This window comes from Massilia sp. UYP11 (assembly GCF_050434805.1).
Classification (GTDB): domain Bacteria; phylum Pseudomonadota; class Gammaproteobacteria; order Burkholderiales; family Burkholderiaceae_D; genus Telluria.
Genome location: NZ_JBNDJE010000002.1, coordinates 257735 through 272424, shown reverse-complemented (window position 1 = coordinate 272424; position 14690 = coordinate 257735). Strand labels below are relative to the sequence as shown.

The 14690-nt window shown below is 66.7% G+C and carries 10 protein-coding genes; 5 read left to right on the top strand and 5 right to left on the bottom strand.

The genetic code is table 11. From position 1 onward, the window contains the following. Window positions 1–40: 40 nt before the first annotated feature. Entirely contained in the window at window positions 41–1108 is a 1068-nt protein-coding gene (locus ABIB38_RS04725) for a UDP-glucose--hexose-1-phosphate uridylyltransferase (protein ID WP_429202192.1), read from the bottom strand. 201 nt (window positions 1109–1309) lie between these two features. Between ABIB38_RS04725 and lldD the strand changes: the two genes are divergently transcribed. Beyond that, complete coding sequence (lldD, locus tag ABIB38_RS04720) at window positions 1310–2443, top strand: FMN-dependent L-lactate dehydrogenase LldD (RefSeq protein WP_429202191.1); 1134 nt, start codon at window positions 1310–1312, stop codon at window positions 2441–2443. 16 nt (window positions 2444–2459) lie between these two features. Here lldD and ABIB38_RS04715 read toward each other — a convergent pair whose 3' ends face one another. Then, window positions 2460–3452, bottom strand: coding sequence for a site-specific integrase (locus ABIB38_RS04715; protein WP_429202190.1), 993 nt, complete (start codon window positions 3450–3452; stop codon window positions 2460–2462). Window positions 3453–3654: 202 nt separating this feature from the next. Further along, window positions 3655–5496 (bottom strand): DEAD/DEAH box helicase, encoded by a 1842-nt coding sequence (locus ABIB38_RS04710; RefSeq protein WP_429202188.1) that lies wholly within the window; start codon window positions 5494–5496, stop codon window positions 3655–3657. 483 nt (window positions 5497–5979) lie between these two features. Between ABIB38_RS04710 and ABIB38_RS04705 the strand changes: the two genes are divergently transcribed. Both ABIB38_RS04705 and ABIB38_RS04700 read left to right on the top strand, forming a co-directional pair. Then, window positions 5980–8181, top strand: coding sequence for an OsmC domain/YcaO domain-containing protein (locus ABIB38_RS04705; RefSeq protein WP_429202186.1), 2202 nt, complete (start codon window positions 5980–5982; stop codon window positions 8179–8181). Between the two features lie 114 nt (window positions 8182–8295). Next, complete coding sequence (locus tag ABIB38_RS04700) at window positions 8296–9918, top strand: phytoene desaturase family protein (RefSeq protein ID WP_429202184.1); 1623 nt, start codon at window positions 8296–8298, stop codon at window positions 9916–9918. Window positions 9919–9990: 72 nt separating this feature from the next. On the opposite strand, the gene ABIB38_RS04695 is transcribed toward ABIB38_RS04700, so the two are convergent. Continuing rightward, window positions 9991–10428: an FKBP-type peptidyl-prolyl cis-trans isomerase gene (locus tag ABIB38_RS04695; protein ID WP_429202182.1), complete on the bottom strand. Its 438-nt coding sequence runs from the start codon at window positions 10426–10428 to the stop codon at window positions 9991–9993. Window positions 10429–10475: 47 nt separating this feature from the next. On the opposite strand from ABIB38_RS04695, the gene ABIB38_RS04690 reads away from it, so the two are divergent. Together ABIB38_RS04690 and ABIB38_RS04685 are read left to right on the top strand one after the other, a co-directional pair. Further along, window positions 10476–10874 carry a hypothetical protein gene (locus ABIB38_RS04690; protein ID WP_429202180.1) on the top strand — a complete coding sequence of 133 codons (399 nt, stop codon included), beginning with the start codon at window positions 10476–10478 and terminating at the stop codon, window positions 10872–10874. After that, entirely contained in the window at window positions 10871–13675 is a 2805-nt protein-coding gene (locus ABIB38_RS04685) for a TonB-dependent receptor (protein ID WP_429202178.1), read from the top strand. The genes ABIB38_RS04690 and ABIB38_RS04685 overlap by 4 nt, the downstream gene beginning before the upstream one ends. A 117-nt stretch (window positions 13676–13792) precedes the next feature. On the opposite strand, the gene ABIB38_RS04680 is transcribed toward ABIB38_RS04685, so the two are convergent. Continuing rightward, window positions 13793–14521 (bottom strand): GntR family transcriptional regulator, encoded by a 729-nt coding sequence (locus ABIB38_RS04680; RefSeq protein ID WP_429202176.1) that lies wholly within the window; start codon window positions 14519–14521, stop codon window positions 13793–13795. Window positions 14522–14690: the final 169 nt, after the last annotated feature.

Below are 14690 nucleotides of genomic sequence, written 5' to 3'. Positions count from 1 at the left end.
ATCGGCTGGCTGTGCCGTCGACAGGCCGCGCAGCGTGCGCTCAAGGGGTAGGGGCAGCGGCGGCGTCGAGGTAGTGCACCTCGTCGGAGACCGCGCGCAGCATGGCGGCCGCCTGTTCCGGCGTCAGGTCGCGCTGGGGCTCGGCCAGCATCTCGAAGCCGACCATGAACTTGCGCACCGACGCCGAGCGCAGCAGCGGCGGATGGAAGTGGGCATGCAGCTGCCAGGCCGCGGTGTCGGCGTCTTGCCCGTCTTGCCCATACGGGGCGCCGTGCCAGCCCATCGAATACGGGAACGAGGTCTGGAACAGGTTGTCGTAGCGGGTGGTCAGGCGCTTGAGGGCGAGCGCCAGGTCAGTGCGCTGCGCGTCATTCAATGCTTCCAGGCGCGCCACCTTGAACCGCGGCAGCAGCAGTGTTTCGAACGGCCAGGCCGCCCAGTACGGCACCACCGCCAGCCAGTGCGCGGTCTCGACCACCACCCGCTCGGTTGCCTGCGCCTCGCGCCCGGCGACGTCCAGCAGCAGCGGCCGGCCATGCTGGTCATGATAGGCGCGTTGATGGATGTCCTCGCGCGCCGGCAGGTCGGGCAGGAAGCTGGTGGCCCAGATCTGGCCATGCGGGTGCGGGTTGGAGCAGCCCATCGCCGCGCCCTTGTTCTCGAATACCTGGACCCAGCGGTAGCTGGCGCCCAGCTCGGCCGCCTGTTCGCACCAGGTGTCGACCACCTCGCGCAGCGCCGGCAGGGGCAGTTGGGGCAGCGATTTGGCATGGTCGGGCGAAAAGCAGATCACGCGGCTGGTGCCGCGCGCGCTCATGCTCTGGAACAGCGGGTCGGCGCCGGGCGGCGCTTCCGGGGTGTCGGGTGTCAAGGCCGCGAAGTCGTTGGCGAACACATAGGTGCCCTTGTAGTCGGGGTTGCGCTCGCCGTTGACGCGCACGTTGCCGGGGCACAGGTAGCAGCCGGGATCGTGCGCCGGCCCGGTGGCGCGGTCGGGGGCTTCCTGCTGCCCTTGCCAGGGGCGCTTGGCGCGGTGGGGTGATACGAGTACCCAGTCGCCGCCGAGCGGATTGTAACGGCGGTGCGGGTGGTCGGTGGGATTGAACATCGCATTCCTCGTCATGGTCGGATCGCCTGGAGCTTACCACCCGACGCCATCGATGGCGACCAGCGGCACGCAGATCGCGGCCGAGCCGCAGGATGTGGATGGGACGAGGAGAAGATATGCTGGCCCTGCGATGGACGAGCACGCGCGCGGCGGCGTAGACTGCGGATTCGATCCGCTCATCTGTTCATCCGCTATCCGCACATGATCATCTCGTCCGCCACCGACTTCCGCCAGGCCGCGCGCCGCCGGCTGCCACCCTTCCTGTTTCACTACCTCGACGGCGGCGCCGGCGCCGAGCAGACCCTGCGCAGCAACGTCGACGACCTGCAGGCGATCAAGCTGCGCCAGCGCGTGCTGCGCGGGTCCGAGCAGCTCGACCTGGGCGTCGAGTGGTTCGGCGAAGGCTATGCGCTGCCGATCGCGCTGGCGCCGGTGGGCCTGACCGGCATGTATGCCCGGCGCGGCGAGGTGCAGGCGGTGCGCGCCGCCTGCCGCCGCAACATCCCGTTCATCCAGTCGACCGTCTCGGTCTGTCCGCTGGCCGAGGTGGCGGCCCAGGCCGCCCACCCGATCTGGTTCCAGCTGTACGTGCTGAAAGACCGCGGCTTCATGCGCGACGTCATGCGCCGTGCATGGGAACTCGGGTCGCGCACCCTGGTGTTCACGGTGGACATGCCGGTGCCCGGCGCGCGCTACCGCGACGCCCACAGCGGCATGAGCGGGCCGAACGCGCCGCTGCGGCGCCTGCTGCAGGCCGCGCTCCATCCGCGCTGGGCCTGGGACGTGGGGCTGTTCGGGCGTCCGCATGACCTGGGCAACATCACCGCCTATCGCGGCAGCGCCACTGGCTTGGCCGACTACATCGGCTGGCTCGGCGCCAATTTCGACCCCGGCATCGCCTGGCCCGACCTGCAATGGATCCGCGACGAGTGGCAGGGCAAGCTGGTCATCAAGGGCATCCTCGACCCCGAGGATGCGCGCGCTGCGCTGGCCTTCGGCGCCGACGGCATCGTGGTCTCGAACCACGGCGGCCGCCAGCTCGATGGCGCGCCGTCGAGCGCGGCGGTGCTGCCGGCCATCGCCGCCGCGGTCAAGGGGCGGATGACGATCTTCGCCGACGGCGGCGTGCGCACCGGGACCGACGTGTTCCGCATGCTGGCGCTGGGGGCGGACGGCGTGCTGCTGGGGCGCGCCTTCGTCTATGCGCTGGCCACCCAAGGCCAGGCCGGGGTCGAGCGCCTGCTGCAGATCATGGAAAAGGACTTGCGCACCAATATGGTCCTGACCGGCGTGCGTGCGGTGAGCGAGATCGGGCCGGAGCTGCTGGCGGCCTGACTTTCGGATAGGGCGCTCAGCCGTCCGGGTCCGGTTTCACGCGGGTGAGCTTGTAGTCGGCGGCGGAACGCTCGAGCGCCAGGCCCAGCGTGTCCTTCAGTTCGTCGGGATCCGCGCCGGCGTCCAGCTGGCGCTTGGCGAAGGTGTTGCGCAAGGTGCGCCCGCCGGAGCGCGACAAGTCCATGCCGGCCCGCTCGAACGTGGCGCGCATCTGCATGTAGACGGTTTTCCTGGTCATCCGGGCGCCGGTCAGGTTGGCCGGGAACACGAACTCGCCCGGGATCGCCATCGTTTCTCTTTCGTCCAGCCAGGCGCGCAGTTCGTCGGCGCCTTCGGCGGGCAGGGCGACCTCGTGTTCGTGGCTGGTGTCGTGCTTTTCTTCCGGGGTGATCGTCAGCACGATCGCGCCGTCGATCGACGCCTGGCGGCCGACTTCCGTGGTCAACAGGCCAACCGCTTCCGATACCTTCAGCCCCGCCAGCGCGATGACCACCTGCATGGCGCGGTCGCGCCGGCGCTTCCAGCCATCGAACGGGGTAGAGCGCCGGCGCCGCGGCGCCTCGGCCGGCAGCGCCGCGAAAAAGCGCGCCAGCTGGTCTTCCGACAGGGTGCGTCCGGCCTCGTCCTTCGCCATGTGGGCGCGGTCGATGCCGAGAATCGCCTCTTGCGCCGGATTGGGCACGACCCCGAGATGCTCGTAGCAGCGTTCCAGCAGGCGCAGGTAGCGGTAGGCGATCTTGCTGTTCAGGACGCGCTTGCCCTTGACCGTGCGGTTGATGAAGCGCAGCAGGTCTGCCTTCGACACCCTGGAGAAGGGCAGGCGCTGTTCCCGCAGCCAGCCGGCCAGGTTGTTGAACATGAACAGGTAGATCTTCGCCGACTCGGCCGACAGCACGCGCAGCGTGCCGTCGGCGCGCTGGCGCCGGCCGGTTTCGGCGAAGGCCGTGCTCGACACGAACGCGTTGAATGAGGTGACCGGGTCGGCGTCCCAGGAGGTGGCGGTGTGCATGGCGCGGCGCATTGGATGGAGATGGCGCCACCATACCATAAAACGTAACTAACCAACATTACGCACACACCAAAGAAAAACCTGAACGCTGACGACTACGAACAGGCTAACCCTACTCACGCAAGGCTTGCAGGAGAGGGGGCGAGCCGGACCCCGGTCGGCGTCCGCAGGCGGCGCCGCATGGATGGCGCCGATCGATCGCTCAGAGGGCGCGCAACACGCCCATGGCGCCGGCCAGCTTTTCCGACAGCAGCGACGTGTCGCTGTGCGTCATGACCAGCTCCTGCGTGGCGCGGGTCATCGCCACATACAGCAGGCGCGCCTCGTCGCGCTCGTCCTCGCCGTCCCTTGCCGGTGCGCCGATGCCGGGAATGCAGACGAGCGGGAATTCCAGCCCTTTGCTGCTGTGCATGGTGATCAGTTTCACGCTGTCGTGCTCCGGGGTGAACGATCCCTTGCGGTCCTGCTGCCACTGGAAGGGGATGCGCTTGTGCTCCAGGGCGTCGACGAGCAGCTTGCCGATGCCATAGCGGCGGTAGACGACCGCCATCTCGTTCCATGGCGTTCCCAGGCGATTGGCTTCGGTCAGGCGATCGGCCAGGAACGCGGCTTCATCCTTCAGCGTCGGCAAGGTGACGAGCAGCGGTTTCGGGCCGCGGCGCCCGGCGCTCATCGGCAGCACGGTCGGCGCCTGGTCTTCTTCGGCATCGCTGGGCGAGAGCAGGTTGTCGGCAAAGGCGCGCGCCACCGCCAGGATGTCGGCGGTGTTGCGGTAATTGAGCTTCAGGATGGTGGTGCGGCCCTTTGCCTGGATGCCGACGCTGGAAAACGAAAACCGGGGTCGCTTGCGGTCGCCATAGATCGACTGGGCATCGTCATACAGCACGAGCAGCGAGTTCGAATCCGGGTGCACCATCTGGACCACGAGCTTGAACCATTCCGGCCTGAAGTCGTGCCCTTCGTCGACCAGCACGGCGTCGTACTGCGCCGATGGAATCAGCTTCTGGTCGACCGAGCGGATCACGCGCTCCACGCAGGCTTCGAAGAAGGCGTTGGCGTCGCCGTCGTTGACCGGCTTGCCCGCATGGTAGGCGTCGAGCTGGCGCACGCACCAGGCATGGAAGGTGGCAACGTGAACCTTGTCCTGCAAGCCCTTCGCCGCCATCACGCTCGCGAGCTTGGTCGCCAGCGTCTTGTTGTAGCACAGCACCAGGATCGGTCGTGTGGACGATTTCGCCAGGTGTTCGGCCCGATAACCCAGGATCAGCGTCTTGCCCGAGCCGGCGACCCCGTGGATGACGCGGTGTCCTTCGCCCAGGCTGCGCGCCAGTTGCTCCTGCTGCAGGTCCATCACGCGCAGGACATCCGGCAGCTCGACCGTCATTTGCCCCGGTTCGTCGAACGCGCCCGGCTGGGGCGGGATCCGTACCTCGGGGAAGATGTGCCAGCGGATGCGGTCGATCTGCGGTAGCGTCAGTTTCCGCGTGAATTTGATGGGGAACATCTGCCACAGCCGCTGCTGGAAACCTTCCGGGTCCACGGCGTCGGTCATCTCGTCCTGGCAGATGACGAGGTGCGGGGGCAGGACGCCATCGAGCTCGGCCTTGTCGAACTGCTTGCGGGTGATATTGGTCAACACTACGCCATGGCCGTAAGGAAATGCCGGCTTGCCTTTCAGCGAGCCGCTGGGCCATACCAGTTGCGGGTCGCGTTCGAGCTTGTTGATCACGGCGTACATGTACTGACGTGCCTGTTCCAGTGGATTCTGCACGTGCTTGACGCCGTCGCCGGCGACGATCGCCACCGTCTGCTTGTCGATGCTGCGGATCGTATCGGGACGCCAGTCCTTGACCTCGAGGACCAACAGGCCGCGGTTCGGATGGAACACGACGAAGTCCGGGTGCTGGGTGCGCTCGCCGATCGACACGTCGTACCAGCACAGGTAGTCGTCTTCGAGCTTGTCTTCGAGACGGGTCGCCAGGCGCCGTTCCCCGGGCGTCATTCGCGAGGCGCAAGCGCCGATCGAAGGAATCAGCGTTGCCATGTGCACTCCTAGTTTTACTCGCGAATCATTCTACCGGACGCCTCGACGGGCAAAACTCGCCAATTTCCACGTTGTTGCGCCGATACGTCCAGGCTGGCGGCGGCCGGCGGAGCAGTAGAATGATCCTCCGGCCGGCAGGCGATACGGCGCCCCGTGATAAAATGCGCGCGCTATCCCTGGCAGTAGCGGATCGAGCGAAGTGCGACTCCCACGAGAAATTCGGTACTGTAATCAGCGACCATGAGCCCTGTCCCGGTAGTAATGACGTTAAGTTAAGGCGAAAGTCTTCTCGAGTTAGCGTAAAAGCGTCGTCCCCACGCAGGTGGGGACCCAATCTTGCAAGCGTTTCGGCGACGTTTGCAGCACTTGGGTCCCCGCCTGCGCGGGGACGACGTATTTGACGGCTAGCTCAGCAGCTCAACTTAACGGTATTACTGTCCCGGCAGGGCTTTCTATTTTTACCCCATCGTTTCTGGATTTTTCATGGAAATTAAAGTCAACTTCCTCGACAAGCTTCGCCTGGAAGCCAAGTTCGACGATTTCACCGTCATCGCCGACCAGCCGATCCGTTACAAGGGTGACGGCTCGGCGCCGGGCCCTTTCGATTACTTCCTGGCCTCGTCGGCCCTGTGCGCGGCGTATTTCGTGAAGTTGTACTGCAACACCCGGAATATCCCGACCGAGAATATCCGCCTGTCGCAAAATAATATCGTCGACCCGGACAACCGCTACCAGCAGATCTTCAAGATCCAGGTCGAGCTCCCCGCGGACATCTCCGACAAGGACCGCCAGGGCATCCTGCGCTCGATCGAGCGCTGCACGGTGAAAAAAGTGGTCCAGGCCGGCCCCGAATTCGTGATCGAGGAGGTGGCCAGCCTGGACGCCGACGCCCAGGCGCTGCTGACCCTGCAGCCCGACGCGGAATCGCGCACCTATATCGCGGGCAAGGACCTGCCGCTGGAGCAGACCATCGCCAACATGTCGGGCATGCTGGCCAGCTGGGGCATCAAGATCGAAATCGCGTCCTGGCGCAATATCGTCCCCAACGTCTGGTCGCTGCACATCCGCGACGCGCATTCGCCGATGTGCTTCACCAACGGCAAGGGCGCGACCAAGGAAAGCGCATTGGCTTCGGCGCTGGGCGAATTCATCGAACGCCTGAACAACAACCACTTCTATGCCGGCGCATTCTGGGGCGAGGACATCGCCAACGCCGACTTCGTGCATTACCCGAGCGAGCGCTGGTTCAAGCCGGGCCCGGACGATGCGCTGCCGGAAGGCATCCTCGACGACTCCAGCCTGGCGTTCTACGATCCCGATGGCGAATTGCGCGGATCGCACCTGATCGACACCAATTCGGGCAACGTGGAGCGCGGCATCTGCGCGCTGCCTTTCGTGCGCCATTCGGACGGCGAGGTCGTGTATTTCCCGTCCAACCTGGTCGAAAACCTGTATGCCAGCAACGGCATGAGCGCCGGTAACACGCTGGCCGAGGCGCAGGTGCAGTGCCTGTCCGAGATTTTCGAGCGCGCGGTCAAGCGCGAGATCCTGGAAGGCGAGCTGGCCTTGCCCGACGTGCCGCAGGCGGTGCTGGCGAAATATCCTGGCATCGTGGCCGGCATCAAGGGCCTGGAAGAGCAGGGCTTCCCGGTGCTGGTCAAGGACGCCTCGCTGGGTGGACAGTATCCGGTGATGTGCGTGACCTTGATGAACCCGCGCACCGGCGGCGTCTTCGCGTCCTTCGGCGCCCATCCGAGCTTCGAGGTGGCGCTGGAGCGCAGCCTGACCGAATTGCTGCAGGGGCGCAGCTTCGAGGGCCTGAACGACCTGCCGCGGCCGACCTTCGCCAGCGAAGCGGTGACCGAACCCTATAATTTCGTCGAACACTTCATCGATTCGAGCGGCGTCGTCTCGTGGCGCTTCTTCAGCGCCAGATCGGACTTCGATTTCGTCGAGTGGGACTTCACCGCGCAGGGCGAGCATGCCAACGCCGAGGAAGCCGCGACCCTGCTCGCCATCCTCGAGGAGATGGGCAAGGAAGTCTATACCGCCGTCTACGACCAGCTGGGCGCCGTGGCCTGCCGCATCCTGGTGCCCGATTATTCCGAAGTGTATCCGGTCGAAGACCTGATCTGGGACAACACCAACAAGTCGCTGCTGTTCCGCTCCGACATCCTCAACCTGCACCGCCTGGACGACGAAGCACTGGCGCTGCTCCTCGAGCGCCTGGAAAACAATGAGCTGGACGAGTATTCCGACATCGCCAGCCTGATCGGCATCGAGTTCGACGAGAACACCGACTGGGGCCAGCTGACGGTGCTCGAACTGCGGCTCTTGATCAACCTCGCGCTCAAGCGCTACGAGGACGCGCACGAACTGGTCGGCGCCTTCCTGCAGTACAACGACAACACCGTCGAGCGAGGCCTGTTCTACCAGGCCATGAACGTGGTGCTCGAGGTGGTGCTGGACGACGAGCTGGCACTGGGCGACTACGTCGCCAACTTCCGCCGCATGTTCGGCGACGCCAGGATGGACGCGGTGCTCAGGTCCGTCGAAGGCACGGTGCGCTTCCATGGCCTGACCCCGACCAGCATGCGGCTCGAAGGGCTCGAGCGCCACCACCGCCTGATCGACAGCTACCGCAAGCTGCACGCGGCGCGCGCGAAGGCGGCGGGCGCCAGGTAAGGCAAGCATAAGGCAAGCATGATCGCGCCCCTGTCCGCAGGGGCATTTTTTTGCCATCGGGCGATTCCCTCGGTAGAATCGGCGTCTTCGCTTGCACGCCCGGGGAGACGCCAGATGCGCGACGCAATCATCATCGGCGCCGGCCATAACGGCCTGGTCTGCGCCTGGTACCTGGCCCGCGCCGGGTTGAAGGTGACGCTGCTCGAGCGGCGCGACGTCGTCGGCGGCGCCGCGGTCACCGAGGAATTCCATCCCGGTTTCCGCAACTCGGTGGCCGCCTACACCGTTTCGCTCCTCAATCCCAAGGTGATCCACGACATGGCGCTGGGCCGGCACGGCCTGCGCATCGTCGAACGTCCGCTTTCCAATTTTCTCCCGCTGGAAGATGGCCGCTACCTGAAGGTCGGCGCCGGCAGGACCGCCCTGGAAGTCGCCAGGTTCTCGCAGCGCGACGCCGGGCGTCTGGACGACTACCATCGGCACCTGGACGACGCGGCCGACCTGCTGCGCGAGCTGGTGCTGCGCACGCCACCGAACCGCAGCCAGGGCGGCTGGCTGGCCGCGCTGCCCGAGCTGCTCGAGGCCGGCCGCATCGGCAACCGCATGCGCAAGCTGTCGCTGGCCAGCCAGCGCGAACTGCTGGACCTGTTCACCAAGTCGGCCGGCGACGTCCTGGACGGCTGGTTCGAGAGCGATCCAATCAAGGCGGCCTATGGTTTCGACAGCGTGGTGGGTAACTACGCCAGTCCCTACACGCCGGGATCGGCCTACGTGCTGCTGCACCACGTGTTCGGCGAGGTCAATGGAAAAAAGGGCGCCTGGGGCCACGCCATCGGCGGCATGGGCGCCATCACCCAGGCGATGGCAAAGGCGGTGCAGGCCCTGGGCGTGGAGATCCGCACCGGATGCGGGGTAGCCGAAGTCGTGCTGCACAAGGGTCGCGCCACCGGCGTCGTCACGGCCGATGGCGAGCGGTTCGATGCGCGCGCCGTCGTCTCCAACCTCAATCCGCGACTGCTGTACACCCGGCTGGTCGACCCTGGCGCGCTGCCGGCCGACTTTTTGCGCCGCATCGGGGCGTGGCGCTGCGGTTCGGGCACGTTCCGCATGAACGTCGCGCTGTCCGAACTGCCGGACTTTCGCTGCCTGCCAGGCCGGGGCATCGCCGAACACCACGGCAGCGGCATCATCATCGCGCCCAGCCTGCGTTACATGGAGCGCGCCTACCACGACGCGCGCGCCCAGGGCTGGTCGCAGGCGCCGATCGTCGAGCTCCTCATCCCGTCGACGCTCGACCCGAGCCTGGCCCCGCCGGGCCAGCATGTGGCGAGCCTGTTCTGCCAGCACGTCGCGCCGATACTGCCCGATGGCGCGAGCTGGGACGAGCACCGCGAGCAGGTGGCCGACCTCATGATCGACACCGTCGACCGCCATGCGCCGAACTTCAGACGCGCGGTGCTGGGCCGCCAGATCATGAGCCCGCTCGACCTGGAACGCACGTTCGGGCTGGTCGGCGGCGACATCTTTCATGGCGCGCTGGGGCTCGACCAGCTGTTCTCGGCGCGTCCGATGCTCGGCCACGCCGACTACCGTGGCCCCGTGCCGGGCCTGTATACCTGCGGCGCGGGCACCCATCCCGGCGGCGGCGTGACCGGCGCGCCCGGGCACAACGCCGCGCGCGAGATCCTGCGCGACTTCAGGCGGGGGCGCGCTGCGCCGCCGGTCGCGCCGGCATAGTCCCGCATCGCGCTTGCGCGTGGGCCAGGACGCGCGCCCAGGGCCGCCCTGGGGGTGGTCCGGAATAGGCTCTTAGCGCACGTCGAGTAGCTCGACGTCGAAGATCAGGCTCGCGTTCGGTGGAATCGGACCGGCGCCGCCGGCGCCATAACCCATCTCGGGCGGCAGGATGAGGGTGCGCTTGCCGCCAACCTTCATGCCTTGCACGCCTTCGTCCCAGCCGCGGATGACCTGGCCGGCGCCCAGCTGGAAGCTGAACGGCGCGCGTCCGGCCGACGAATCGAACTGCGCGCCGCGCAGCGTTTCCTTGCCCGGCTCGTACAGCCAGCCGGTGTAGTTGACGACAGCGGTGGCGCCGGCCACGGCTTCCTTGCCGGTACCGGGAATGGTGTCGATCTTCTGGAAGGCGACGGCCGACGCGGCCGACTGCGGCGCCTGGGCGCGGTCGCAGCCGGCCAGCGCCAGCGTCAGGCCCAGGCCGAGGACGCAGGAGGACAGCAGGTGTTTCATAGGCTTCTTTCTTGATAGTTGCCGGAGTGGTATGCCCGGCAGCATACATGGCGCCGCGCGCGCTGCCAACACCGGCGCATCCGCACGGCCCCCGCCGTGCGGCCTTGGCGCGTCCGGTCTCCACCTTACACCTGCAGGCAGGCCCGCTCGACCTGTGCGCAACGGCGCCCCTTGTCGCCGGGCGCCGGGGCTCCGGCATCACCGCGCCATACACCGGCGCCACGACACATTGCCATCGCCATCTGGAAGTAACCAGCGCGCTACGGCGCGCTTGTTCGATGTATTTGCCGGACTGGTTCGTCGTTTGTAAAAAGATGTATGAACTAATTTGTGTATTTATGTCAACGGAATCCGATGGCGAAGCGTTGAGCCTGGTATCGAAGGGCGCAACCGTCGTGCACAGGACGTGCACGCCAGAGCGCATCACAGAACTGGAGAATGAATGAGAGTCAAGCCGATCTGCGCCGCCATCATGCTGATGTCGGCCTATGGCGCGCCGGCCCTGGCGCAAACCGTCGCCGGGACCAACGCCGAGATCGAGGCCCGGACCGACACCGAGGCCGCCACGGCCGCGCAGGCCGTTCCAGCCGCAGAGGCCGCCGCCGTTCCTGCCGCCGCCGTGGTGCAGGTCACCGGCCTGCGCCAGAGCCTGCGCTCGGCCGAAGACATCAAGCGCGACGCCCCGCAGGTGGTGGACGCCATCAACGCCGACGACATCGGCAAATTCCCCGACCGCCAGGCCGGCGACGCGCTGCAGCGCATCGCCGGCGTGCAGGTAGGGCGCGACCGCGGCGAAACCAGCACCGTCATCATCCGCGGCCTGCCGGACGTCGCCACTACGCTCGACGGCAACGAGATCTTCACCGCCGCCGGCCGCCGCCTGTCTTATCAGGACTTGCCGGTCCAGTCGATCGCCGGCATGGAAGTGTACAAGTCGGCCACCGCCAACCAGTTCGAAGGCGGCATCGCCGGCGCCGTCAACATCCGCCTGCGCGCGCCGTTCGACAACAAGGGCTTCACCGGGACCGGCTACATCGAGGACCGCGTCAACCAGACCAATGGCAGCGGCAATACCCCGGACAAGCACAGCCCGGGCGGCGGCTTCCTGGTCAGCAACCGCTGGAACACCGCCTTCGGCGAGATGGGCGCGCTGTTCGACGTCGCCGTCAACCGCGACAACTGGGCCTACCCGGTGCAATACGTCGACCGTCCCGACAATGTGTTTTCGGTGCGCCCGGACGGCAGCGCCACCCGCCTCGGCAACGTCGGTCCGTATGCGCCGGCCGCGCCGGACGACGTGCTCGGCCAGCTGCCGAACATCGGCGGCATCTACAACGCCGGACAGCGCGAGCGCCAGAGCGTGCACGGCGCCTTCCAGTGGAAGGTCAATCCACGCCTGACGGCCAGCGCCCAGTACCTGGGCATGGGCTACCAGGGCCGCTCCGGCGTCAACTACGTGATGAGCAACGTCACCTGGGCGCCGCGCCTGACGGACGTGGTGCTGGCGCCGCAAGGCAGCGCCTGCGCCACGCCGCAGGGCGCGATCTGCCCGATCCTGGCCGCCAGCGCGCCGGCCGCGCGGTTCGGCAACGCCTACGACTGGGATCCGTACACGGCGTCGAGCAGCTGGGGCCAGAACGAGCGCACCGCCACCCATTACCTGAACCTTGGCCTGAAGTACGCCGATGGCCCGCTCAGCGTCGACTCACAGTTCGGTTACACCCGCTCCAGGTTCGTCAACGACACCGTGATCGTCGACCAGCAGGTGCCGGGCGCCAGCGCCAGCGTGTACTCGTACGGCGCCGACGGCCACGGCGGCTTCAACGCGATCACGCTGCCGGGCAGCGGCGGCAATGCCCTGCAGGACCCGCGCAACTACGTGCTGCGCGGCCTGGTGCAGAACTGGAACGAGCAGGCCGGCAGCCAGCTGCAATGGCGCACCGACGCCACCTGGCGCCTTGGCGGCGACGGTTTCTTCACGGCCCTGCTGGGCGGCCTGCGCCTGTCCTCGCGCAAGGCCAGCTATCACGGCGCCGAAGGCTACGCCGATTTCAGCGGCGAGCGTCCAGGCGCTGCCGGCGCCCTCGGCCCGGCGTTCCAGGCGCGGGTGCCGGGCCTCGATCGCCTGGGCGGCGCCTGGTACGGCCCGTCATCCGACTTCCTGATCGACGATGCCGACGCCGTGCGCGCGCTGTACGGCGCGGCCAGCGGCCGCGTGCCGGACGACCCGGGCCGCCTGTTCGACCAGCGCGAGCGCAACGCGACCCTGTACCTGGCGGCGCGCTGGGCAGCCAACCCGGGCGGCATCGACGTCAAGGGCGAGATCGGTGCGCGCGTCGTGCGCCTCAATCGCGAGCTGAGCGGCATGACCCGGATCGGCGACGCGGTGTCGAACGTCGACCTGTCGACCTACGAAACCAATTACCTGCCAAGCGCTTCGGCGGTGGTCGGCTGGACCGAAGATCTGCAATCGCATTTCTCGGTCGGCAAGACCATCACCCGTCCGAACTTCGGCACGCTCAATCCGGCCCTGACCCTGGTGCCGTCGACCGTCAATCTGCCGGGCAGCGGCGGCGCCGGCAACCCGTACCTGGCGCCGACCCGCTCGACCAATATCGACGCCACGCTCGAATACTACTTCCAGAAAAACGGCTTCGCCCAGGTCGCGCTGTTCAACCGCGACATCGACGGCTACGAGCAGAGCTTCACGCGCGATGAAGTCATCGGCGGCCAGGTCTACCGTGTGACGCGTCCGCAGAATTCGGGCAAGGGCCGGCTGCGCGGGGCCGAATTCGGGATCCAGAAGTTCTTCGACTTCTTGCCCGGCCCATGGGCCAACTTCGGCGCCCAGGCCAACGCTACGTGGATCGACGGCGACAACCAGAGCCGTACTGCCTTCGACAGCGACACCTACACCACCACGCCGCTGACCGGCGTGGCCAGGAAGAGCTACAACCTCGCGCTGCTGTACGAGGGCAACGGCATCACCGGGCGCCTGGCCGCCACCCGCCGCGGCGACTACGTCGAGCAGATCGCCGAAGCGCCGTTCAACCAGGACCGCGTGGTCAAGGGGGCGACCTTCGTCGACCTGAGCATCGGCTACGAGATCAACGACACCGTCTCGTTGCAGTTCGATGCGATCAACCTGACCAGGACGAAGTTCGAGAGCACGCTGGGCGAGTACATGCCGCGCGACGTACGCTACAACCCGACGACCTATGGCCTGAGCCTGAGGTTCCGGATGTAGCGTGCGCGCGTCCACGGACGCCGGCGTCCGCCTTGCCGTGGCCCCGGCGACGCGAAGGCGGGCAGGGCCGCGACCGCGCCCCGGTGCGGGCGTGCGCCGCTGGTCGGCTCGGCCGGGTCAGGACCCCGTGCGCGGCGGCGCGGCGTCGGCCGCCATCTCCATCACTGAATCACGCTTGTCCAGCAGGTGCCGCGACAGGATCGCCGCCAGGCGCTTGCCGTCGCGCTCTTCGAGCGCTTCCATCATCTGGCAGTGCTCTTCGATCGCCTGGTCCCATTTTTCGGGGACGATATTCGACTTGAGCCGCAACGACTGCAGGCGCCGGTTCATGTTCAGATAGGTGTGATGGAGGACGGAGTTGCGGGCGGCCTCCGAGATCTTGTTGTGGATCGCCTGGTTGCGGCTGTAGTAGCCGGGCAGGTCGCCCTGCTCACGGCAGGCCAGCATCGCGTCGTGCAGCGCCCGGATCTCGGCGACTTCCTCGGGCGTGATCCGCGCGCACGCATATTCGCCCGCCAGGGCTTCGAGGCCGCTGACGAATTCGAAGGTTTCCCATACTTCTTGCTGCGTCATCTTGTAGACCGATGCGCCGCGATTCGGCGCGATCTCGATCAGGCCTTCGGCGGCCAGCGCTTTCAGCGCTTCGCGCAACGGCGTACGCGAAATGCCCATGGTTTCGCACAGTTCGCGCTCATTGAGCTTCATTCCGGGAGGAAACACGGACTCGACGATCAGCCGGCGCAGATGCGACACCACCGTGTCGTGCAGGTGCTGCCTGGCCAGCTTGGGAAGCGCCGGCGCCGCGGCGCCGTTTGCCGAAACCGGATCAACTTCCGCGTCTTGCATTCAATGTCTCCACTTTCATAATTTTGGTGGGATTCTATCACCCGGTTGTATTTGCATTACTGAACGTCGACCTGACTTCCTGAAAAATAATGATCGGCCTTGCATAAGCCTGGGTGTCAGTATGTTTCAATTCTGCAACAAATCCAGCCAGTGACGATGGCTGCCATTG

Excerpts from the sequence above, each read along its gene's own strand:
- ABIB38_RS04680 (WP_429202176.1), bottom strand. The coding sequence starts at position 14,521 with ATGCAAGACGCGGAAGTTGATCCGGTTTCGGCAAACGGCGCCGCGGCG.
- ABIB38_RS04695 (WP_429202182.1), bottom strand. The coding sequence starts at position 10,428 with ATGAAACACCTGCTGTCCTCCTGCGTCCTCGGCCTGGGCCTGACGCTG.
- ABIB38_RS04700 (WP_429202184.1), top strand. The coding sequence starts at position 8,296 with ATGCGCGACGCAATCATCATCGGCGCCGGCCATAACGGCCTGGTCTGC.
- ABIB38_RS04690 (WP_429202180.1), top strand. The coding sequence starts at position 10,476 with ATGGCGCCGCGCGCGCTGCCAACACCGGCGCATCCGCACGGCCCCCGC.
- ABIB38_RS04685 (WP_429202178.1), top strand. The coding sequence starts at position 10,871 with ATGAGAGTCAAGCCGATCTGCGCCGCCATCATGCTGATGTCGGCCTAT.
- ABIB38_RS04725 (WP_429202192.1), bottom strand. The coding sequence starts at position 1,108 with ATGTTCAATCCCACCGACCACCCGCACCGCCGTTACAATCCGCTCGGC.
- ABIB38_RS04710 (WP_429202188.1), bottom strand. The coding sequence starts at position 5,496 with ATGGCAACGCTGATTCCTTCGATCGGCGCTTGCGCCTCGCGAATGACG.
- ABIB38_RS04715 (WP_429202190.1), bottom strand. The coding sequence starts at position 3,452 with ATGCACACCGCCACCTCCTGGGACGCCGACCCGGTCACCTCATTCAAC.
- lldD (WP_429202191.1), top strand. The coding sequence starts at position 1,310 with ATGATCATCTCGTCCGCCACCGACTTCCGCCAGGCCGCGCGCCGCCGG.
- ABIB38_RS04705 (WP_429202186.1), top strand. The coding sequence starts at position 5,980 with ATGGAAATTAAAGTCAACTTCCTCGACAAGCTTCGCCTGGAAGCCAAG.